The sequence below is a fragment of the Pseudomonas sp. NBRC 111143 genome, assembly GCF_001320965.1.
In the GTDB taxonomy this organism is placed as follows: Bacteria; Pseudomonadota; Gammaproteobacteria; order Pseudomonadales; family Pseudomonadaceae; genus Aquipseudomonas; species Aquipseudomonas machongensis.
In genome coordinates this window covers 36861-55687 of record NZ_BCBT01000011.1, presented here as the reverse complement: position 1 = coordinate 55687, position 18827 = coordinate 36861, and the positions used below count along the sequence as shown (strand labels likewise).

The following is an 18827-nucleotide window of genomic DNA, read 5'->3' as shown; positions in this document are numbered from 1 at the left end:
TAAACACAACGAGAGAACGATATGCTCGATTCCAAACTGTTACGCGGCCAACTTCAGGAAGTGGCGGAACGCCTGGCCTCCCGTGGCTTCAGCCTGGATGTCGCGCGCATCGAATCACTGGAAGAGCGCCGCAAGTCGGTGCAGACCCGCACCGAGCAGCTGCAGGCCGAGCGTAATGCCCGTTCCAAATCAATCGGTCAGGCCAAGGCCAAGGGCGAAGACATCGCCCCGCTGATGGCGGACGTCGAGCGCATGGCCAACGAGCTGGCGGCCGGCAAGACGGAGCTGGACGAGATCCAGGCCGAGCTCGACGGTATCCTGCTTACCATCCCCAACCTGCCGGACGCCAGCGTGCCGGTCGGCGCCAGCGAAGAAGATAATGTCGAAGTGCGCCGCTGGGGCACGCCGCAGGCCTTCGACTTCGAGATCAAGGACCACGTTGCCCTGGGTGAAGTCAGCGGTGGCCTGGACTTCGAGGCCGCGGCCAAGCTGTCCGGCGCGCGCTTTGCCGTGCTGCGTGGGCCGATCGCCCGCCTGCATCGCGCGCTGGCGCAGTTCATGATCAACCTGCACACCGGCGAGCACGGCTACGAGGAGCACTACACCCCGTACCTGGTACAGGCCCCGGCCCTGCAGGGCACCGGTCAGTTGCCGAAGTTCGAGGAAGACCTGTTCAAGATCACCCGCGAAGGCGAGGCCGACTTCTACCTGATCCCGACCGCTGAAGTGTCGCTGACCAACCTGGTGGCGGGCGAGATCCTCGACGCCAAGCAGTTGCCGCTGAAACTGGTCGCCCACACCCCGTGCTTCCGCAGCGAAGCCGGCGCATCGGGCCGTGACACTCGCGGCATGATCCGCCAGCACCAGTTCGACAAGGTCGAGATGGTCCAGGTGGTGGAGCCGTCCAAGTCGATGGAAGCCCTGGAAGGCCTGACCGCCAACGCCGAGCGCGTGCTGCAGTTGCTGGAACTCCCATACCGCGTGCTGGCCCTGTGCACCGGCGACATGGGCTTTGGCGCAGTGAAGACCTACGACTTGGAAGTGTGGGTGCCGAGCCAGGGCAAGTTCCGCGAAATCAGCTCCTGCTCCAACTGCGGCGACTTCCAGGCCCGTCGCATGCAGGCGCGCTGGCGCAATCCGGAAACCGGCAAGCCGGAGCTGGTGCACACGCTCAACGGCTCGGGCCTGGCCGTGGGCCGTACGCTGGTTGCGGTGCTGGAAAACTACCAGCAAGCCGATGGTTCGATTCGCGTCCCTGAGGTGCTCAAGCCCTACATGGGTGGCGTCGAGGTTATTCGCTAAATGAAGTACCTGCCGCTGTTCCATAAGCTGCAGGGTGGCCGGGTTCTGGTCGTCGGCGGCGGTGAGATCGCCCTGCGCAAGGCGCGTCTGCTGGCGGATGCCGGGGGTGTGCTAAGGGTGGTCGCGCCGGAAGTCGACGGCCAGTTGGCCGCACTGGCCAGGGAAGGCAGCGGAGAGGTGCTGGTGCGTGGCTATCAGGTCGCTGACCTGGAGGGGTGCCGTCTGGTGATCGCTGCCACCGATGACCCGGCGCTCAACGCGCAGGTGTCGGCAGACGCACAAGCGCGCAGCCTGCCGGTCAACGTGGTGGATGCACCGGCCCTGTGCACGGTGATCTTCCCTGCCATCGTCGATCGCTCGCCCTTGGTGGTGGCGGTGTCCAGTGGCGGCGATGCGCCCGTGTTGGCACGCTTGATCCGGGCCAAGCTCGAGGCCTGGATTCCGTCCACCTATGGCGAGCTGGCAGGCCTGGCCGCGCGTTTTCGTGACAAGGTCAAGTCGCTGTACCCGGACGTCAACCAGCGGCGCGGCTTCTGGGAGACAGTGTTCCAGGGGCCGATCGCCGAGCGCCAGTTGGCCGGGCAGGGCGCTGAAGCCGAGCGCCTGTTGCAGGCCATGGTCGATGGCGTGCCAGTGCAGCAGGGCGGTGAGGTCTATCTGGTCGGTGCCGGCCCTGGTGATCCTGATTTGTTGACCTTCCGTGCCTTGCGCCTGATGCAGCAGGCTGACGTGGTGCTTTACGACCGTCTGGTGGCTCCGGCCATCATCGAGATGTGCCGGCGTGATGCCGAGCGCATCTATGTCGGCAAGCGTCGCGCTGACCATGCCGTGCCCCAGGACCAGATCAACCGCCTGTTGGTCGATCTGGCCCGCCAAGGGAAGCGTGTGTTGCGCCTGAAGGGCGGCGATCCGTTCATCTTCGGCCGTGGCGGCGAGGAGATCGAGGAACTGGCCGATGAGGGCATCCCCTTCCAGGTGGTGCCGGGTATCACGGCGGCCAGCGGCTGTTCGGCCTACGGCGGTATTCCGCTGACTCACCGCGACTACGCCCAGTCGGTGCGCTTCGTCACGGGTCACCTCAAGGACGGCACCAGCAACCTGCCCTGGAATGACCTGGTGGCGCCAGCCCAGACCCTGGTGTTCTACATGGGCCTGGTTGGCTTGCCGACCATCTGCGCCGAGTTGATCCGTCATGGTCGTGCGGCAAGCACGCCGGCAGCGCTGGTGCAGCAGGGCACTACCCGCAATCAGCGCGTGTTCACCGGGACCCTGGCAGACCTGCCGGACCTGGTCGCCCGGCATGAAGTGCATGCGCCGACCCTGGTGATCGTTGGGGAAGTGGTGCAGTTGCGTGACAAGCTGGCCTGGTTCGAAGGGGCGCAGAACAGCTGATCACTGGCACCACTTTGTGATCCATTCGCGGGCAAGCCCGCTCCCACAGGTACGGCGCCGCTTTAAACCTGTGGGAGCGGGCTTGCCCGCGAATGGGCTGCGAAGCAGCCCCAGCGATTTCAACCCTGCCATATTCCCTTGCCCGCCAACCGCTCACGGTCATGGGGCAGCGTGAAGTCCTGCAACGGCCCCTTGGGCACGATGCCGTTCGGGTTGATGGTCTTGTGGCTCATGTAGTAGTGCTTCTGGATATGCTCCATATTCACCGTCTGCGCCACCCCCGGCCACTGATAAAGCTCGCGCAGCCAGTTGGAGAGGTTCGGGTAGTCCGCCAGTCGTCGCAGGTTGCACTTGAAGTGCCCGTGATACACCGCATCGAAGCGCACCAGCGTGGTGAACAGCCTTACATCCGCCTCGGTCAGGTATTCGCCGGCCAGGTAGCGCTGGGTGTCGAGCAGCGCCTCCAGGTGATCCAGCTCATTGAACACCTCATCGAACGCTGCCTCGTACGCCTCCTGGGTGGTGGCGAAGCCTGCGCGATAAACGCCGTTGTTCACCGCCGGGTAAATGCGTTCGTTGAGCGCATCGATGGTGGCGCGCAGTGGTTCGGGGTAAAGGTCCAGACGGTTGCCGGTCAACTCGTCGAACGCGCTGTTGAAGATGCGGATGATTTCCGCTGATTCGTTGTTGACGATGCGCTTCTCTTGCTTGTCCCACAGCACGGGTACCGTCACCCGTCCGGTGTAGTGCGGATCATCCAAGGTATAGCGTTGATGCAGGTACTGGAGAGCGTCGAGATGATCGCCGGTCGAGCCTTGTGCGGTGTCGAAGGTCCAACCATGCTCGCCCATCAGCCAGCTCACTACCGATACGTCGATCAGTGGCTCCAGGCCCTTGAGTGCGCGGAGGATCAGGGTGCGGTGCGCCCATGGGCAGGCCAGCGAAACATACAGGTGGTAACGGCCTGCTTCGGCCGCAGGTAGCGCATTTCGGCGCTGGGCGTTTTCGCGGCGGAAGGCGCCATCCTTGCTGTTCTGGTACCACTGGTCATGCCAGCGGCCGTCGATCAAAAGGCCCATGTGGAGCTCCAATTACCAAGTCGTTTGTCGTTGGAGCTCAGTCTAGGGCATACCGTTCGAATAAATAGCGCAAATATCGCCAGTCATTGATCGAGTGATTAGATGTTTCGGTTTGACCAGAACGTGCGCGCGGTGCTGAACGCCTGTTCGCGATCCTGGCCCAGACCGCGCAGCACCAGGGCCATGGTCGCGACTACTGCCAGCTCGCCATAGCTGTCCTGCGCCGCGCCGCGCCATACCGCCAACAGATGCTCAGGCTCAAGCTTTGCCGGCTTGACGTGGCGTTGTGCGCTCAGCGCGGGCCATTCTTCGTCCCAGGCCTCGCTGCCGGTAGTGCCGTACAAGTGACTGACGACATCGGGGTTCACCTCGATCTCGCCGCCATCACCCTTGATCACCAGGGCGTGATCGCCGAGCAGGCGGCTGGCTTCGCGGTGCACGGCCTGGTAGCCGGGGTGGAAGATGCTTTGCAGGCCGCAGCGGGCGCCGAGCGGGTTGAGCACGCGGGCCAGGGAGTGGATCGGCGAGCGCAGGCCCAAGGTATTGCGCAGGTCGATCATCCGCTGCAACTGCGGCGCCCAGTCCTGCAACGGGAAGAAGGCCAGTTGCTGCTGGTCCAGGCTGTTGGCCACCGCTTGCCAGTCGCGGCACAGGGGGATGTCCAACAGGGTGAGCAACTGTTCGGTGTACAGGCGCCCGGCCGTGTGGGCGCCGCCGCCATGCATGAGAATACGCACGCCGTTGCCAGCCAGGCACTTGGCGGCCAGCAGGTACCAGGGCAGGTGGCGCTTCTTGCCGGCATAGCTTGGCCAGTCGATATCCACGGCGATCGATGGTGCTTGCAGGTGGCTGCGCAGGGCTTCGGTGAAACCAGCCAGCTCCTCGGCACTTTCCTCCTTGTGCCGCAGCAGCATCAGGAAGGCGCCCAGTTGGGTGTCTTCGACTTTCCCTTCGAGCAGCAGTGTCATCGCCGCGCGCGCTTCCTCGCGGGTCAAGCCCCGTGCCCCTCGCTTGCCCTTGCCAAGAATGCGCACGAATTCGGCGAAGGGGTGTTCGGCCGGGGTTTCCAGGGTCAGGGGGGTTAGGCTGTCGGTCATCGGCTCGGTCATATGCAGTTGGTCGGCTTGGGCAGGCCCGCCAGCTTGGCGGCCAGTTTGGCGGGGGTGCCGTTGAACAGACGATTCAGGTGCGGGCTGTTGCCCTTGTCCGGGCCCAGCTTCAGGGCGGTGTACTTGATCAGCGGACGAGTCGCTGGCGAAAGTTGATATTCGTCGTAGAACTGACGCAGCAGTTCGAGGACTTCCCAGTGGTCCGGGGTCAAGGCGATCGCTTCACGGGCGGCCAGGGCTTGGGCGACCTCGTGGGACCAGTCCTGCAAGTCGACCAGGAAGCCGTCCTTGTCCAGGGCGATCGAGCGATCGCCGACAGTCAGGTTGCTCATAGCCAGGTGTTGACCTTGTCGTAGTGCAGCGAGAGCTCGACGAAGGCGGGATAGTCCACGGCCTTTGCCAACTCGCTGGGGATTGCGCGGGCCTGTAGGTCTTCTTCGAGGGCGAACAGGCGTTGCTCCAGGCCAGCAGCCTGCAACACCCGGTAAGGTTCGCTGCCAGGCTTGAGGGCGTAGGTTGCATCGCCGCACAGCAGCAGCGCGTCCTGGGTGCCCAGCAAACGCAGGCAACTGGCCAGGCGGTCGTCGCCGAAGGGCGAATGGCTGATTACATGCAGGGTCGTCATCAGAGGGTCACCACCTGGTCGAAACGGGCGATCAGTGCGCGCAGCGCTGCATCGTCGAGAACCTGTACCGACAGTTCCAGCGTGCTGCCGTCCAGCCCGCGTTGCTGGAGGCTGCGCGCGCAGGCGAACAGTTCCTCGACTCCGAACATCGGGAGCGCCTGCAGGTTGGCGGCAAGGTTCTTCTGCTGCAGCAGCGCCGGTTGTTGGCTGCTGGCGAGCTGGAAGACACCGTCGTCGAGAAACAGCATGCCCAGCGGCAGGTCGAAGGCGCCACCGGCAAGCGCGATATCCAGCGCTTCGCGGGCGGGTGGCCCATTCCAAGGCGCCTGACGGCTGATGATCAACAAGGATCTGGCCATTTCAATCGCCTCCGAAGCAGACCAGGCGGTCTGCCGTTTGCGCAGCTTCGTGCAGTTGCCCAAGGCCGGACAGTTCCCAGGGTTTGGGCAGGTTCACGGCAGGGCGCTGGTAACGGTTGGCTTCGGCCTCGTCGAGCACGCCCCGGCGCAATGCTGCGGCGATGCAGACCACGGCATCGAGCTGATGGTCGCTGATGAAGCTGCGCCATTGCGCCGCCACATCCTGTTCATCCTGCGGCGCGACGACGTTGGCCGAGGCGCTGTGCACCCCGTCCTGATAGAAGAACAGTCGGGTAATCTCGTGTCCGCCGGCCAGGGCCGCCTCGGCGAAGCGCAGCGCGCGGCGCGAGGAGGGCGCATGGGCCGGAGAAAACACCGCGATGGCGAATTTCATGGAAGGCTCGTGCAAAGAAATGCCGTCATGATAAAGCAAAAAGCCCGCACCTGTAGGCGCGGGCTTTTGTCTGCCTGCAACGGTGGTCAGGCGCGTTCCTGGCTCTCTGGCAGGAACCAGTTCAGCACCAGGGCGCAGATGCCGCCGGTGGCAACGCCCGACTCCAGTACGTTACGCAGCGCCGCCGGCATGTGCGCCAGGAACTCCGGCACCTGCGCCACGCCCAGCCCCAGGGCCAGCGACACGGCGATGATCAGCAGCGCCCGACGGTCCAGGCGGGTGCTGGCCAGGATATTGATCCCTGATGCCGCTACCGCACCGAACATCACCATCGCAGCGCCACCCAGTACAGGCTCCGGCACGGCCTGGATCACCCCGGCTACGCTCGGGAAAAGCCCCAGCAGTACCAGCATGAGCGCGATCCAGACACCGATATGACGGCTGGCGATGCCCGTCAGCTGGATCACACCATTGTTCTGCGCAAAGATCGAGCTGGGGAAGGTGTTGAACAGGCCCGCCAGCAGCGAGTTGGCACCATTGACCAGCACCCCGCCCTTGATCCGTTGCATCCACACCGGCCCCTCGACCGGCTGGCGCGACACTTTGCTGGTGGCTGTCACATCGCCGATGGCTTCCAGCGAGGTCACCAGATAGATCACCAGCATCGGAATGAACAGCGCCCAGGAGAAGCCGAGGCCGAAGTGCAGCGGGACCGGCACCTGGAACAGCGCGGCCTCGTGCATGCCAGTGAAGTCCAGGCGCCCCAGGTAGCCTGCCAGCGCATAGCCCACCGCCAGCGCGATGACGATGGCGCAACTGCGCATCCACACCACCGGAATCCGGTTGAGGACCACGATGATGGCCAGCACCACGCCCGACAGCAGCAGGTTCTCGCCATTGGCGAAGGTGCCGTTGCCCATGGCCGTAAAGCCACCACCCATGCTGATCAGGCCAACCTTGATCAGCGTGAGGCCGATCATCAGCACCACGATGCCGGTCACCAGCGGGGTGATCAGGCGCTTGATGAATGGCAGGATGCGCGAAACGCCCATCTCTACGAACGAGCCGGCGATCACTACCCCGAAGATCGCCCCCATCACGCCTTCGACCGGCGTGCCCTGCTTGACCATCAGCGCACCACCGGCAATCAGCGGCCCGACGAAGTTGAAGCTGGTGCCCTGGACGATCAGCAATCCCGCGCCGAATGGCCCGAAGCGCTTGCACTGGACGAAGGTGGCGATGCCCGAGATTACCAACGACATCGACACGATCAGGTTGGTGTCCCGCGGCGAAACGCCCAGCGCCTGGCAGATCAGCAGGCCAGGCGTGACGATCGGCACGATGATCGCCAACAAGTGCTGCAGTGCCGCCAGCAGGCCGATCAATGGCCGCGGCTTGTCCTCGAGGCCAAGGACCAGTTCGTTGACAGGCGCCGTCGCGCCCGGCTCGTGTTCGAGTGAACTCATGGGAAACCGCCCCGAAGAAAAAAAGGAGCGCATTCTACGGGGCCCGGCGGCTAAGGGGTAGAGGTACGTCCTGGCTGGGCTGCTCTTTGTTTCTTTATGGCGGGGAGGGGCGTGCAACCCCAAAAGCATCCGTCCACAAAAAAGCCCGCCGAAGCGGGCTTTCCTTAATCGTCCAATCGCTGACGATCAGTCGTCACGACCCATGATGCCGAACAGTTGCAGCAGGCTGACGAACAGGTTGTAGATCGATACATACAGGCTGATGGTCGCCATGATGTAGTTGCGCTCGCCGCCGTGGATGATGGCGCTGGTCTGGAACAGGATGCAGACCGACGAGAACAGCACGAAGCCAGCGCTGATCGCCAGTTGCAGGCCGCTGATCTGGAAGAAGAAGCTCGCGACCACGGCGCCCAGCAACACGAAGAAGCCCGCGGTGATGAAGCCGCTGAGGAAGCTCATGTCGCGGCGGGTGATCAGCACGTAGGCCGACAGGCCACCGAATACCAGTGCGGTCATGGCGAAGGCCGAGCTGACCACTTCAGCGCCACCGGCCATGCCGAGGTAGCGGTTGAGGATCGGGCCGAGGATGAAGCCCATGAAGCCGGTGAGGGCGAAGGTAGAAACCAGGCCCCAGACCGAATCACGCAGCTTGGCGGTGAGGAAGAACAGCCCGTAGAAGCCGATCAGCACCACGAAGATGTTCGGGTAACCGACTCGCATCTGTTGAGCGACGAAAGCCATCACGCCGCTGAAGGCAAGCGTGAGCGCCAGCAGGCTGTACGTGTTGCGCAGGACCTTGCTGACCTCCTGCTGCTCGACCTGCTGGCCGTGTTGTACGGCGTAATCCTGTTCGCGCATGGCGACACTCCTGTGGGTTTGAAACGTTCAGATGCAAAGATCATAACAGAGCCTCTGCAACGGGCGACAGAGAGAGTTTGACAGCGTGTTTCATTACGGTATGATTGCCGCCGCAAAACAAGCTGGAAGCGTGGCCGAGTGGTTTAAGGCAACGGTCTTGAAAACCGTCGATGGGCAACTATCCTAGAGTTCGAATCTCTACGCTTCCGCCATATTCAAAGCCCTGATTATTCAGGGCTTTTTGCGTTATGGGACCGTGGAAAATCCACCCGTGGGAATGCCCTTGGGAAGGGTATCGGTGCAATGGTATTAGGACGCGTCCTAAAACTTTGCTCATTTGGTCGGTTTTGCGAGTGCCCCGACGCGTCGGTAGACTCGCTCGGTAATGTCTCCTTTCGTGTGTCCGAGCAGCAGGCTGGCATGGTCGACGTCGGCAATTTCCGAAGCCGCCTTGGGTCGAATGTCGCGGAATTGGAATTGACTGATGCGGCTCGCCAGTACCTGGTCCCCGGCGGCGGCCGCTTCCTTCACTGCCTCCTCCCGAGCGTCGTCCCAACGGTGTCTGAGCATCGCCGCAGTAACCCGTTTACCGGTGTCGGTGAGTATCAAGTAAGGCGATCCGTGCGCCGCATTGCGCTTCAGGATCTCCTCGATGAGGACGCCAAGGCCGCTGGCCAGTCCGTCCACCTCCAGCAGGATCCGCAGCTTCTTGTGGGTCTTCTTCTGCTTCACGCCGAGGGCTTTGTCCTCGATGTCGTCCTTCCTCATCACCAGCACGTCCGCAGGACGCTGGCCCGTCAAGTACGCCAAATCCATGGCGACCTTCAACTCCTCAACCGCTTTTGCGTAAACCGCCTTCCATACCGCGTCATTGGCGTAGAAGTCTCGCGGCGTCTCCTTGTTCTTCCGCACACCCTGGCAGGGGTTTTCCTTTGTCGTTAGACCCCACTCTCGGGCCAGGTTGTAGACGTGTGAAAGGAGTGCGATCTCCCTGTTTGCCCGAACTGGTGCTGACCGGGCGTCGCGGTACTGAGCAACCAGCGCCGGTGTAATTGCATCAATGGGGGCTTCCTCGAAGAACGGGCGCAGCTGACGCAGTTCGGCGAGGTTGTCTTTCTGGGTGCGGGGTGCCTTCTTGGGGATGATGTCCCGCGCATAGCGGTCGAAGATCGACCTCATGAGCAACAGATCGCGCGGTTTGTCCTTCGCTTCCAGTTCGGCCCATTTCAACCTGGCCACGTTCAGGTCTGCTCCAAGGGCGATTTCCTTGCCTGACTTGTCAAGGTAGTAGTAGCTGACCCAGACCTTGCCACTCTTGCGCGTGCGCTTGCGTTCGTACAACCGGGGAGGAAGGTGGCGGTTTTCAGTCTTGCGTGGGCGCATATCACCTCACCTTTGAAAAGTCCGGCGTCCAGGCCGGTGCTTGCGCTGGTGGGGGCGGTGCCAGTGGCATCACCTCCAAAGTCACACCCAGCTTCATGCGGGCGTACTGACGGCCTACCAGAGGGCGACCGCCGCGGCTCTCTACGAAGTGCCAGCCGCGATCGTTGAGCCAACGGCGCTGCCAGCCCCTGGCTTTGTAGCCGGTCAGATCGGCCAGCTCTTCGTCCGAAAGGATCTCGGTTTCCATGGGATGGTCTCCACGCCGCCGGTGGCGGCAGTTTGGTGGTCAGGCGGGGATTTTTGTGAGCACCGCATCAGCCACCTTGATAGCGGCTTGGGCATTGTCGACGTAGGCAGGCGTGAAGCCTCCGGCGTAGTGGATTATGCGTTGGCAGGAATCCAGCTCCTTGCGCAGCAGGCGCACCGCCTGCACCAGTTCTTCCTGCAGTGCGCCCTCGGCGCGCCCGATATCCCAGAACTCCAGGCCCCAGTGATCGGCAGGCGGCGGGTTGTTGTTCTGTTTGCCCGTGGCAAGGGCGCCGATGATGACGTCGCAGATCCCGCGCTTGTAGGCGTTGTCGCCATCGAGGCTGAGGCCTCCGCGCCGGCGCAACGTGTTCACGGCCTCATCGACTACGAGGCCGCTGTCCTTCAGGACGATATCCAGCTCTGGCTTGCCTGCCGTGTAGATCACCAGCGCCAATTTGGCGCCTGGCTGCAGGTTCTCGCTGATCATCACCAGCGCATCGTTGGCGACCTGGTGGAATCGGTTGGTTGCGGACATAGGACATCCTCGCCCGCGCAGTCGGCGGGCTTGAGTTGTTGGGGGAGGGGTTAGGCTGAAGCTGGGCGCTTCATGAAGGTGATCCAGTGCGTCTTTTCGCGCTTGCCGGACTTGTGGCCAAACAGGGGCTTCTCATCTGTCAGGGCAAGCAGCTCGCTCACCAGCACCTGAGTTTCGTTCCACTTGAAGATCAGGATTCCCTCTGGCTCCAGCACGCGGAAGCACTCGGCGAATCCCTGGCGGATGTCCTCGCGCCAGTCGCTGGTGAGAACGCCGTACTTTGCCCTCATCCAGCTATCGACGCCTGCGCGGGTGAGGTGCGGTGGGTCGAATACGACCAGGCGGAAGGTCGAGGCCTCGAAGGGCAATTTCCGGAAATCCATCAGCACGTCTGGCTCAACCTTCAGCACCCTGCCATCGCAGAGCAGATGCTCCTCGTCACGAATGTCGCCGAACAGGGCGCGTTGGTCCTGCTTGTCGAACCACATCATGCGACTGGCGCTGCATGGATCGAGCACCTTGGCTACTGCGCTCATCGCGGCCCCCGATAGATCAGGTAGGCCATGTAGGCGAGGGCGATCATGGCGCCACCTGCTTGCGGTAGCCGGCGTCGTAGAGCTTGATACCCATACTGATCTGCCCGGGCGTTGGCGATTCATGCCCGGCATCCAGGCACATTTGTCGCGCAGCCCGCTGACGCTCTTCGGCGGCTCTCTGCTCTGGAGAGCTGAGTGGGCGAAAGTCGTATTCGCTGAGGTGGCCGCAGTTCTCGTCGCCGCCATCGCTGTACGTGACGAGGAACAGTTGCGTGCCCATGGCGGTGATGGTCACCTCATGGAATGCAGGCCGGGCCCATTCTTCCGTGGAGCGCTTGTGCTTCATCTCTATCTTCTGGCCGACTGGCGGTAGACCTTCACCATTCCACTGCACACCAGTCACACGACGCTCGATGGCTGCCCAGGTCGATTCATACTCTGGCCAGTCGGCCTCAACAACCACAGCGTCTGCGGTGGGAATGTCGTTCAGCCTGATAACGTCGCGAACCCAACCGAGCTTGTGCTCGCTCAGGTCATTCACCTTGAAGACGATGTAGCGCTCTTCGCGCTCGAATTTTTCGCTCACAGCTGGTACCTCTCATCAATCCAGCGCCCAGGCGCCAGTGCGGGTGTAGGTTCGGGTTGGGTTTCGTGCGGGGAGAGCTGGCGCTCGTTGCCGGCCTGCAGCTGTCTGTCGGGGATGCAGCTGATGCCGACGTGGTTGAGGATGTAGCAGGTGACGCCGCGCTGGCTGTCGTGCTGCACGTCGATGACGTTATCGGTTGCGCTGGCGCCGGTGGCCAGCAGCAGGAGGCAGAGGGCGAGGCGGGTCATTCCTTCACCTCAATCGTCACGTCGTCATGAATCCACTCGATGCCGAGTAGGTCGTCTTCGGTGATCTGGTCTTCCCGGGTGTCGTTCATGCTCACCAGGTCCTGCACCTCATCGTCAGGCACGTCTTTCATGACCTTGCGGAAGTTCACGACCGCCATGCCGGTCAGGATGATTGTTTTGCTCACGGCAGATCCTTGGCCGCTTGCTCGCGGCAGTGAATAGAGTGGAGAGGGGTTACATCTGGGTGGAATACAAATGTGCTCTTGCGGCGCTTCAGTCATCGGTGCCGGTGTAGGTGCGCCACGGCACCTTCACGCCATTGACCAGGAATCCCCAGTCGCCACGCCATTTGCTGGTGATGAAGAGGGTGTACACGCCGCCGGGTGATACCTGGTCGATTCGGTGATACTCGCCGTGCCGAAGCTGCGCGGTGTCACCCTGATCTCGTTTGATCCACTCGCAGGCGCCTCGTGTGATCCATTCAACTAACTTCGGGTCCGGATTTGGTACCAGGCATGACATGACCGACTCTTTCCATTCATCGCTCGCAGGCCGCTGCTCGTTGTACCAGCCACGCAAGATGATCGTTCTCGCATCCCATGGGTGGTCGTGCAGATCACGATCTTCATCCGGTCGCATTATGTGGTGAACCCGGATGGACCATGGGAACCACCACAGCGCTGGTTTATGGGTCTTTCGACAGTACGGGTTGAACAACCACCAGCGGCCCATGTACACGTCCTGGCCGTCGGCGGAGGTGATGTGCTGGTACGGCGTGCGCTGGGCGCGCTCGATGATCCAGGTGGCAATTGCGGGCTTGGCCAGAATCATGGCGGCCAGGTGCCAGAGCAGCGCGACGATGCGTGGCTCGGATCGGTTTTCTGTGGGCATGGGATACCTCGGCAGTAGTGGCCTATTGATACTTTTATAGAGGGCTGTTAGATTTGCTCTCGCTCAGCCTTCTGTGGAAAGCAACAGCTTTCCAGAGGTGGCAGAGCGGTCTATTGCACCGACCTGATAAGTCGGCGGTCAGGAAACTGGCCCACGGGTTCGAATCCCGTCCTCTCCGCAAAGCCCCCTCCAGCAATGGAGGGGGTTTTCTGGTTTAAGGGCCGCAGATTTAAGCGGCAATGGTCTGTTTTTCGGCAATCTTCCACGGATCGTTTGCTTTGGCCAGGGCGGCCATCGGCGGCGGGCTGACGCTGTTGCCGCACATGTGCACCTGCTGGGTCTTTGTAAACGGCTTACCATCGGCCCCCTTGTCGATGATGTAGCTGGCCGGGAAGCCCTGAGCGCGGTAGAGCTCGTGCGGTTTCAGCATGCGCAGGCAGATATCGACGATCACGTATGGGGTGCCCTTCACGAACACAGTGACGAGCCCCAGGCGATCCTTGGTGGTGATTGTCGGGGCTGGCGAGTCTGCTGCGCTGGTGTTCTCTGTGCCGTAGTAGCTGATCAGGAAGGCTGCAACGCGCAGGGCGCCGGCCTCGTGCTCGGGCGACAGCTTGTACTCGACCAGGCCGTGGTGGGTGCCGCCAGCGCTGATGGTATGCAGCGGCTCGTCAATAGCACGTGCATCGCAGTTGCCGCGAAGGTGAAGAAGATTCGCCCCCACCAGCGCATGGTGATCACCGGTCGTTACCGTGCGCAGTGGGTCTTCTGCCTGTTGCCCGATGCTGCCGTTGCGCAGGGTTGCCAGGTGCGCTGTCACCAGGCGCTGCTGGCTGCCCGTGTTTGTGACCGTGCTCATGGGGTCATCCATGCTGCGAGCCGGCGTCTCGTTGAATCCTCCGTTGGCCTGCTCAATGAGGGCGGTGCATACGCCCATGGCGTGGGCTGCACCGGCTGGACGCTTGTAGTTTCCGCCGCTGGTGATGGTCGGTACCGGATCGGTGATGGGCGCGCCTTCGCTGTTGAAACGGAACTTGACCAAGTGCGCAGCCGCCAAAGCGTGCTTCACTCCGCCAGCGACTATGGTTCCCAGCGGCTGATCCAGGCCAGGTACCCGTGGCTGTTGGCCTTCGCGCTCGCCGTATCCGCTCTGCACCAGGGTAGGGCTGATCAAGGTCAGCTCCCCGCGGTTTGCACAAGTGATGGTTGGCAACGGATCCAGTGCGTCGTTGATACGATCGCTGCCCTGATGGGTGGCTGGCGCAATGATGGGGCTTGCCATAGCGAACGATCCACCGCGGGGCCAGCTTGTGACTGTGCGCAGCGGCTCCTGCGCCGACTGGGCCAATTCGCCCGACCAGTTGGCGATCGGTACGATGAAGGGTTGCGGGTTGTCCAGTACGAATTTCTTCATGCCCTTGGCCACCCGGCGCAACGTTGCGGCCGCCAGGTCTTTCTTGCGCCCGAAGATGCTCTTGCTCGGTACGCTCCAATCGATACAGTCGGCGGCGGTGCGCCACTTCTGCTGGCCCTTGGCTGGGTTCTTGGCGTGGGTCGGTTCTGGCCAAACGATGGGCTGACCGTCGCAGCGAGCGATCATGAACAGGCGCTCGCGGCTGGTCGGCGCGCCGAAGTCGCAGGCCTTGATGATGCGCCACTCCACTTGGTAGCCCATGCCTTCGAGCAGATGCACGAAACGGCGCCAGGTGATGCCGCGGCGTTTCGGGTCTGGCACCAGGAACTGCTGCTGCACCGGTACGCGCTCACCAATAGCTGCCACGGTGCCGTCAAGCTTCATCACCCTGCCGGTAGCCTTATCGCGCTTGGCTATCAGCGGCCCCCACTGCAGGATCTGCTTCACGTTCTCCAGGCTGATCACCCGGGGCTTCTTCTTTCCGGCCCACTTGAGGCCGATCCACGACAGGTTGCGAATCTCGCGTTTGCGCGGCTGACCGCCGGCGGCCTGGCTGTGGTGGGTGCAGTCCGGGCTCATGTGGAACCAGCCCACGGCCCGGCCCTGGCATTCTTCGTCGGGATCGCCCTCGAATACGTCCGTGGTGAAGTGGCGCGCTGCTGGGTGGTTGGCGGTGTGCATGCTGATGGCCGCCGGGCTGTGGTTCTTGGCCACGGTCACCGGCCGGCCCAGGCCCATCTCCAGCCCGGTACCGGCACCACCGCCACCACAGAAGAAGTCGACCACGATCTCGTCGTCTTGAGGATCGAAGCCAAGGCCGTACTGGATTTTGAAGTCGAGGTGGTTCTTTTTCTGAAACGCAGACATGGGCGGTCCTCGCCTGGTTGGCGTTATTCGTTATCGTTTGAGAGGGGAAGGCGCTGGCGGGCAGCGCCGGGGTGGCGTGTTTTTGAGAAGTGGTTGATAGTGAAAGGCCATATCCAGCTTGGAGAAAGCCGTGACCTATCATCGGAACTTCCCTGATGCAGAACTTTTTGTGGAGCCTGTCGGAAGCAGCGACAGCTGTTTTGAGTGCGGAAAGCCCATCTCGGGCGCTGGCGTCGAATACCATGGGCACAATGCAAAAGGCTACATAGCAGCTATCTACCTGCACCCACAGTGCGCAACCGAAGTTGGGCAGCGGCTAATCTGTGATGGGTTCCCCAACCGCCGTGAAGTCTGACGATAACCCTCCGGCGCTTAGGGAAGCGCCGGAGGGTCAGGCGGAGTAGAGGCGATCGAGGTCGTTGGCCGGCATCTTGGGTTTGGCGCGGAATTCCTTGAGTGCCGCCTTGTAGCTCGCCTTGGCTTCCTTCAGGGTCGGAGCCCATTCACCCACGACCTCGAGCGTTTCGTAGGGTGACCACCGTGCGAAGTCGTAGTGCCGGCGGTACTGCCGGTACGCGCTCCCTCGGGGGTAGCGCACCATCCTGTACTCCCGTGCACCCCAATCGCCGCGCTGCTGGTACTGCGGCATGTTGATGCCGAGGAAGTGAGCGAAGCCGTCGTAGCACTCGCACTCGTCTAGGTACTCGTCGAACCTGGTGCGCTTGGCAGGTGGAGGGGGCGGTGGCAGCTTGTTCAGGGCGAACTGCTTGCCCTCGTCCGTTGCGCGATACACCACCTCGTCTGCGGAGCAGAAGGCCGGAGCCTTGCCGCGAGTCATAAGGCCGGCAGCCACCAGCACGTCCAGGTTGTTCGAGTCGTCGTAGCCTGGGCTGGTGAGGAAGTGGTTGCGGGTGATGCTGCGGCGGTCCGAGCGCTCAGCGCACAGGCCCAGGGTGTGCCAGAGCAGGCCGAGCTGCTTGTCGGTGGCTTCGATCATGGCTTTCTCCAAGCATGCGCCGCCCTCCGTGCTGGTGGCGGCATGGTGGCAATTTGAGGTGGGATGGAGTATTACGGGGACTGGCAGATGGCCAAACAAGGGAGATAGTTGCGCATGCTAATGTGGATTGGGTGGCCAGTAACGGCCATTTATATAATAGCTATACTCTATTTTTTCGGTGATGGGCTGTTAAACCTGCAAGAAAAACCAATTAACGAAGTTGGTGACTTTCTAGCTGGCGCGTTCAGCCCACTAGCCTTCCTATGGCTTGTGCTGGGGTTTATACAGCAAGGTAGAGAACTGAGTCTAAGCTCTCGTGCCTTGCAGCTGCAGGCAGAAGAGCTGAGATCTTCAGTTTACCAGCAAAGTCTCAGTGCTAAAGCTCTTGCTCTTCAGACTGAGGAATTGCGGAACTCAGTACAGCAACAGGTACACATTGTCGAAGCCCACAATGCGGAGCTTGAAAACTATGAACGTTCCCTTGAACCGTTGCTACTGATTGAAAGGGTTGCGGTAGAAGAGGTAGAAGGTTGCAGCTATAATGTATTCCAGATATTAAATTCTGGTGAGTATTGTGAGGATGTATCAGTAGTGCTGGATGGAGTGCTTGGTAGAGAACAGATTGCATTGCAACCCCTGTCTCGAGGAGCACACCAAAAATTTCGGGTTAGCCTGGGTATGGGGCAGCGGATAGATGTAATTGTTGAGTACACTCGGCGGAGCGGGAAAAGAGGAAGGCAAACTTTTTGTATGGATGCCCGTTATGAAGGAGTATCCCACTGGTACAAGGTTTCTAAGAATAACTTTATCTAAAATTGGCTAAGGGGCTCTTTGAATCCACGCTCCAGCCGATTGGAAGATGTCTGCCGCCAGAGCTTCATCAAGCGTTGTGTCGGTAGGGATGGCGATCCAGCCGGACGCCACCAGGTGCTTTGGATTTGCGGTGGCGCGCAACTCGGTGTAGGTGGCTTCGATCACATCGGTGAGGTGATCGGCTCGGTAGTTGCCTTGGGGCGAGACCTCAACCGATTTGTGGTAACGCTCGCCGAACTCCGTCCGACACAAGACGCTGAGGTAGATGGTCCACCGGTGCGGGATATCGCAAACCGCGTCGACGACCTGTCGCACGCGGATCTGCTTGAGGTTCTTCCAGTTGACCAGCACCTGCTGGCCGCTGGGGTCGATATTGACCACGGCCGCATGGTTGGCCGATACCAGGGCCCGACAAGTCCGCTCCACGCGCGCCCGCATGTTGTGGGGTTTGCGCTTGCTCATTGCCGCACGCCTTTGGTGGCGGCACCGGCCTCCATCGCATCAACAAATCGCATGGCCGCCTGGTGACTGAAGCAGAAGCCTTTGGTCTTGCCGGTGCCGATCTCAATGATGTGCCAGGCCTTGCCCTTGGCGACCGCCTGGTACAGAGGGCGAGCGGTAGGAGGGGGTAGGCCAACCAGCCCGTAGAACTCGGCAGTAGCCATGAGCGAGCGTGCACGCAGGGCGGCCAGGCCGTCCACGCGCTGTTGCATGGATTGGTGCATGGGATGTTCCTCGTGGGAATCAAGCGTGGTAGTCGAATGACTCTGCTTTGCGGAGAACGCGAACCTGGGCGATTCGGCGTTCGGGTACTCGGCGATCGCGGCGCACCGGGTCGCTGTCGCCGATTGCGGCGTGAGTGGCGACCAGAGCGGCGAGCAGGAAGCACATCGGGCTGATGATGTTGCGGCGCATGGCCTTGGTGACCGCCTCGATGCGGCGCCCGGCCTCAAGCTTGAAAAGCGCGTTCTCGATGCGGTTGGCCACGGTGCCGGGGCTTACCGCCATCTGGCGGGCGATTTCTTTGGTGGTGAGGCCTTGGGCCACCCACAGCAATGCTTCAAGCTCGCGGGGAGCCAGCGCCTTGCCGAGCTGGCCAATCCATGAGCCGCAGGTGATCGTTTCCATGATGGGTCCTGGGTAAGGCGGAGTTGTTTGATGGCCTGCGGCCAGCTCACCACTGCCCAGGTGACGGGCTTTGCGCTAGGCTGAGCGCTCTCACACAACACAGCCAGCAAAGGAGGGCGCAACCTTGGCAGTTTCCGTGGTTGCAAAATTCATCGCGGATGAATGGTTCAAAATCATGGCGGTTCTTTCTTTTGTGGCGCTCGTACTTTCAATGACCGTGGATTTGAAGGTCGACAACGGGGTCGTCGGGCTCTTCTCCCTGGCCGGCCTGCTTTGGGGTATTGGTGAGATGGCCAGCCGGCCGTTTATTTCAGGGATTGCACCTCACCCTTACCAGCTTGGGTCAGTGATCATCAGCGGAAGGCCTCGTCGGGTCACCAAGTCTGGCATCGCCTTCTTCATCCTCTCGGCGCTCGCCTCTCTGCTTGGGTGCCTCAAGGCATATCCCTTAATTGCAGAGGTTGTTCGAGCCGTTCAGCTCTGATTTCCCGTCTGGCCCTCGTTAGAAGGCCAGCCAGTGAAATCGAAGTGATCCAGGCGCCCATCGCTCTCTGGGCTACGCGCTTCCCCGCATTGGCATGCGCGCCACTTGGTTA

25 protein-coding genes and 2 tRNA genes are annotated in these 18827 nt (G+C 61.7%); 6 read left to right on the top strand and 21 right to left on the bottom strand.

Annotated features, from left to right (window positions below):
• The first annotated feature begins 21 nt into the window (after nt 1-21).
• Entirely contained in the window at nt 22-1302 is a 1281-nt protein-coding gene (gene serS, locus APH44_RS08885; protein ID WP_054892325.1) for a serine--tRNA ligase, read from the top strand.
• Nucleotides 1303-2694, top strand: a complete 1392-nt coding sequence (gene cysG / locus APH44_RS08880) for a siroheme synthase CysG (protein ID WP_054892324.1) — start codon at nt 1303-1305, stop codon at nt 2692-2694.
• Between the two features lie 119 nt (nt 2695-2813).
• Here the strand turns inward: cysG and APH44_RS08875 are convergent, their stop codons facing one another.
• The 8 genes from APH44_RS08875 to APH44_RS08840 form a co-directional block, all read right to left on the bottom strand.
• Nucleotides 2814-3773: a glutathione S-transferase family protein gene (locus APH44_RS08875; RefSeq protein WP_054892323.1), complete on the bottom strand. Its 960-nt coding sequence runs from the start codon at nt 3771-3773 to the stop codon at nt 2814-2816.
• A 98-nt stretch (nt 3774-3871) separates the two neighbouring features.
• Nucleotides 3872-4882: a glycosyl transferase family protein gene (locus APH44_RS08870; protein ID WP_054892322.1), complete on the bottom strand. Its 1011-nt coding sequence runs from the start codon at nt 4880-4882 to the stop codon at nt 3872-3874.
• Nucleotides 4879-5214 carry a TusE/DsrC/DsvC family sulfur relay protein gene (locus APH44_RS08865; protein ID WP_054892321.1) on the bottom strand — a complete coding sequence of 112 codons (336 nt, stop codon included), beginning with the start codon at nt 5212-5214 and terminating at the stop codon, nt 4879-4881. The genes APH44_RS08870 and APH44_RS08865 overlap by 4 nt, the downstream gene beginning before the upstream one ends.
• Nucleotides 5211-5507: a sulfurtransferase complex subunit TusB gene (gene tusB, locus APH44_RS08860; RefSeq protein WP_054892320.1), complete on the bottom strand. Its 297-nt coding sequence runs from the start codon at nt 5505-5507 to the stop codon at nt 5211-5213. The genes APH44_RS08865 and tusB overlap by 4 nt, the downstream gene beginning before the upstream one ends.
• A complete protein-coding gene (gene tusC, locus APH44_RS08855; protein ID WP_054892319.1) occupies nt 5507-5866 on the bottom strand; it encodes a sulfurtransferase complex subunit TusC in 360 nt (119 codons plus the stop codon). The genes tusB and tusC overlap by 1 nt, the downstream gene beginning before the upstream one ends.
• A gap of 1 nt (nt 5867) precedes the next feature.
• Nucleotides 5868-6260, bottom strand: a complete 393-nt coding sequence (gene tusD / locus APH44_RS08850) for a sulfurtransferase complex subunit TusD (RefSeq protein WP_054892318.1) — start codon at nt 6258-6260, stop codon at nt 5868-5870.
• A gap of 86 nt (nt 6261-6346) precedes the next feature.
• The gene (locus APH44_RS08845) at nt 6347-7726 is read right to left on the bottom strand and encodes a nucleobase:cation symporter-2 family protein (protein ID WP_054892317.1); all 1380 of its coding nucleotides are present in this window, start codon (nt 7724-7726) and stop codon (nt 6347-6349) included.
• 186 nt (nt 7727-7912) lie between these two features.
• A complete protein-coding gene (locus tag APH44_RS08840) occupies nt 7913-8584 on the bottom strand; it encodes a Bax inhibitor-1/YccA family protein (protein ID WP_054892316.1) in 672 nt (223 codons plus the stop codon).
• 124 nt (nt 8585-8708) lie between these two features.
• On the opposite strand from APH44_RS08840, the gene APH44_RS08835 reads away from it, so the two are divergent.
• Nucleotides 8709-8796 (top strand) — tRNA-Ser (locus tag APH44_RS08835).
• 121 nt (nt 8797-8917) lie between these two features.
• Here APH44_RS08835 and APH44_RS08830 read toward each other — a convergent pair.
• The 8 genes from APH44_RS08830 to APH44_RS08795 all read right to left on the bottom strand — a co-directional run bounded on the left by APH44_RS08830 (nt 8918) and on the right by APH44_RS08795 (nt 13012).
• Nucleotides 8918-9967 (bottom strand): tyrosine-type recombinase/integrase, encoded by a 1050-nt coding sequence (locus APH44_RS08830; RefSeq protein ID WP_054892315.1) that lies wholly within the window; start codon nt 9965-9967, stop codon nt 8918-8920.
• Between the two features lies 1 nt (nt 9968).
• Nucleotides 9969-10214, bottom strand: a complete 246-nt coding sequence (locus APH44_RS08825; protein WP_054892314.1) for a DUF4224 domain-containing protein — start codon at nt 10212-10214, stop codon at nt 9969-9971.
• 39 nt (nt 10215-10253) lie between these two features.
• On the bottom strand, nt 10254-10751 hold the full coding sequence (locus tag APH44_RS08820) for a hypothetical protein (protein WP_054892313.1): 498 nt from the start codon (nt 10749-10751) through the stop codon (nt 10254-10256).
• 50 nt (nt 10752-10801) lie between these two features.
• On the bottom strand, nt 10802-11287 hold the full coding sequence (locus APH44_RS08815; RefSeq protein ID WP_054892312.1) for a class I SAM-dependent methyltransferase: 486 nt from the start codon (nt 11285-11287) through the stop codon (nt 10802-10804).
• Nucleotides 11288-11330: 43 nt separating this feature from the next.
• The gene (locus APH44_RS08810; protein ID WP_054892311.1) at nt 11331-11873 is read right to left on the bottom strand and encodes a hypothetical protein; all 543 of its coding nucleotides are present in this window, start codon (nt 11871-11873) and stop codon (nt 11331-11333) included.
• Nucleotides 11870-12121, bottom strand: a complete 252-nt coding sequence (locus APH44_RS08805; protein ID WP_054892310.1) for a hypothetical protein — start codon at nt 12119-12121, stop codon at nt 11870-11872. Before APH44_RS08805 ends, APH44_RS08810 begins: the two co-directional genes overlap by 4 nt.
• On the bottom strand, nt 12118-12306 hold the full coding sequence (locus APH44_RS08800; RefSeq protein WP_054892309.1) for a hypothetical protein: 189 nt from the start codon (nt 12304-12306) through the stop codon (nt 12118-12120). The genes APH44_RS08805 and APH44_RS08800 overlap by 4 nt, the downstream gene beginning before the upstream one ends.
• A gap of 88 nt (nt 12307-12394) precedes the next feature.
• A complete protein-coding gene (locus APH44_RS08795) occupies nt 12395-13012 on the bottom strand; it encodes a hypothetical protein (RefSeq protein ID WP_371264427.1) in 618 nt (205 codons plus the stop codon).
• Between the two features lie 93 nt (nt 13013-13105).
• On the opposite strand from APH44_RS08795, the gene APH44_RS08790 reads away from it, so the two are divergent.
• A tRNA-Ile gene (locus APH44_RS08790) sits at nt 13106-13190 on the top strand.
• A 51-nt stretch (nt 13191-13241) separates the two neighbouring features.
• Here the strand turns inward: APH44_RS08790 and APH44_RS08785 are convergent.
• Together APH44_RS08785 and APH44_RS08780 are read right to left on the bottom strand one after the other, a co-directional pair.
• Complete coding sequence (locus APH44_RS08785) at nt 13242-15293, bottom strand: DNA cytosine methyltransferase (protein ID WP_054892308.1); 2052 nt, start codon at nt 15291-15293, stop codon at nt 13242-13244.
• A gap of 391 nt (nt 15294-15684) precedes the next feature.
• Entirely contained in the window at nt 15685-16290 is a 606-nt protein-coding gene (locus APH44_RS08780) for a hypothetical protein (protein ID WP_054892307.1), read from the bottom strand.
• 114 nt (nt 16291-16404) lie between these two features.
• Here APH44_RS08780 and APH44_RS29700 point away from each other — a divergent pair, with 114 nt between their 5' ends.
• A complete protein-coding gene (locus APH44_RS29700) occupies nt 16405-17103 on the top strand; it encodes a hypothetical protein (protein WP_156343738.1) in 699 nt (232 codons plus the stop codon).
• A gap of 6 nt (nt 17104-17109) precedes the next feature.
• Here APH44_RS29700 and APH44_RS08775 read toward each other — a convergent pair whose 3' ends face one another.
• Genes APH44_RS08775 through APH44_RS08765 form a run of 3 tightly spaced genes read right to left on the bottom strand, consistent with a single transcriptional unit; the run spans nt 17110 to nt 18231 of the window.
• On the bottom strand, nt 17110-17565 hold the full coding sequence (locus APH44_RS08775) for a hypothetical protein (RefSeq protein ID WP_054892306.1): 456 nt from the start codon (nt 17563-17565) through the stop codon (nt 17110-17112).
• Complete coding sequence (locus APH44_RS08770; RefSeq protein ID WP_054892305.1) at nt 17562-17828, bottom strand: hypothetical protein; 267 nt, start codon at nt 17826-17828, stop codon at nt 17562-17564. The genes APH44_RS08775 and APH44_RS08770 overlap by 4 nt, the downstream gene beginning before the upstream one ends.
• Nucleotides 17829-17847: 19 nt before the next feature.
• Entirely contained in the window at nt 17848-18231 is a 384-nt protein-coding gene (locus APH44_RS08765; protein ID WP_054892304.1) for a response regulator transcription factor, read from the bottom strand.
• Between the two features lie 124 nt (nt 18232-18355).
• Here APH44_RS08765 and APH44_RS08760 point away from each other — a divergent pair, with 124 nt between their 5' ends.
• Nucleotides 18356-18715 (top strand): hypothetical protein, encoded by a 360-nt coding sequence (locus APH44_RS08760; RefSeq protein WP_054892303.1) that lies wholly within the window; start codon nt 18356-18358, stop codon nt 18713-18715.
• Nucleotides 18716-18827 lie beyond the last annotated feature (112 nt).

What these genes read in the sequence shown, in the direction of transcription:
- serS (WP_054892325.1), top strand. Translation starts at nt 22, where the DNA reads ATGCTCGATTCCAAACTGTTACGCGGCCAACTTCAGGAAGTGGCGGAA.
- cysG (WP_054892324.1), top strand. Translation starts at nt 1,303, where the DNA reads ATGAAGTACCTGCCGCTGTTCCATAAGCTGCAGGGTGGCCGGGTTCTG.
- APH44_RS08875 (WP_054892323.1), bottom strand. Translation starts at nt 3,773, where the DNA reads ATGGGCCTTTTGATCGACGGCCGCTGGCATGACCAGTGGTACCAGAAC.
- APH44_RS08870 (WP_054892322.1), bottom strand. Translation starts at nt 4,882, where the DNA reads ATGACCGAGCCGATGACCGACAGCCTAACCCCCCTGACCCTGGAAACC.
- APH44_RS08865 (WP_054892321.1), bottom strand. Translation starts at nt 5,214, where the DNA reads ATGAGCAACCTGACTGTCGGCGATCGCTCGATCGCCCTGGACAAGGAC.
- tusB (WP_054892320.1), bottom strand. Translation starts at nt 5,507, where the DNA reads ATGACGACCCTGCATGTAATCAGCCATTCGCCCTTCGGCGACGACCGC.
- tusC (WP_054892319.1), bottom strand. Translation starts at nt 5,866, where the DNA reads ATGGCCAGATCCTTGTTGATCATCAGCCGTCAGGCGCCTTGGAATGGG.
- tusD (WP_054892318.1), bottom strand. Translation starts at nt 6,260, where the DNA reads ATGAAATTCGCCATCGCGGTGTTTTCTCCGGCCCATGCGCCCTCCTCG.
- APH44_RS08845 (WP_054892317.1), bottom strand. Translation starts at nt 7,726, where the DNA reads ATGAGTTCACTCGAACACGAGCCGGGCGCGACGGCGCCTGTCAACGAA.
- APH44_RS08840 (WP_054892316.1), bottom strand. Translation starts at nt 8,584, where the DNA reads ATGCGCGAACAGGATTACGCCGTACAACACGGCCAGCAGGTCGAGCAG.
- APH44_RS08830 (WP_054892315.1), bottom strand. Translation starts at nt 9,967, where the DNA reads ATGCGCCCACGCAAGACTGAAAACCGCCACCTTCCTCCCCGGTTGTAC.
- APH44_RS08825 (WP_054892314.1), bottom strand. Translation starts at nt 10,214, where the DNA reads ATGGAAACCGAGATCCTTTCGGACGAAGAGCTGGCCGATCTGACCGGC.
- APH44_RS08820 (WP_054892313.1), bottom strand. Translation starts at nt 10,751, where the DNA reads ATGTCCGCAACCAACCGATTCCACCAGGTCGCCAACGATGCGCTGGTG.
- APH44_RS08815 (WP_054892312.1), bottom strand. Translation starts at nt 11,287, where the DNA reads ATGAGCGCAGTAGCCAAGGTGCTCGATCCATGCAGCGCCAGTCGCATG.
- APH44_RS08805 (WP_054892310.1), bottom strand. Translation starts at nt 12,121, where the DNA reads ATGACCCGCCTCGCCCTCTGCCTCCTGCTGCTGGCCACCGGCGCCAGC.
- APH44_RS08795 (WP_371264427.1), bottom strand. Translation starts at nt 13,012, where the DNA reads ATGCCCACAGAAAACCGATCCGAGCCACGCATCGTCGCGCTGCTCTGG.
- APH44_RS08785 (WP_054892308.1), bottom strand. Translation starts at nt 15,293, where the DNA reads ATGTCTGCGTTTCAGAAAAAGAACCACCTCGACTTCAAAATCCAGTAC.
- APH44_RS08780 (WP_054892307.1), bottom strand. Translation starts at nt 16,290, where the DNA reads ATGATCGAAGCCACCGACAAGCAGCTCGGCCTGCTCTGGCACACCCTG.
- APH44_RS29700 (WP_156343738.1), top strand. Translation starts at nt 16,405, where the DNA reads ATGCTAATGTGGATTGGGTGGCCAGTAACGGCCATTTATATAATAGCT.
- APH44_RS08775 (WP_054892306.1), bottom strand. Translation starts at nt 17,565, where the DNA reads ATGAGCAAGCGCAAACCCCACAACATGCGGGCGCGCGTGGAGCGGACT.
- APH44_RS08770 (WP_054892305.1), bottom strand. Translation starts at nt 17,828, where the DNA reads ATGCACCAATCCATGCAACAGCGCGTGGACGGCCTGGCCGCCCTGCGT.
- APH44_RS08765 (WP_054892304.1), bottom strand. Translation starts at nt 18,231, where the DNA reads ATGGAAACGATCACCTGCGGCTCATGGATTGGCCAGCTCGGCAAGGCG.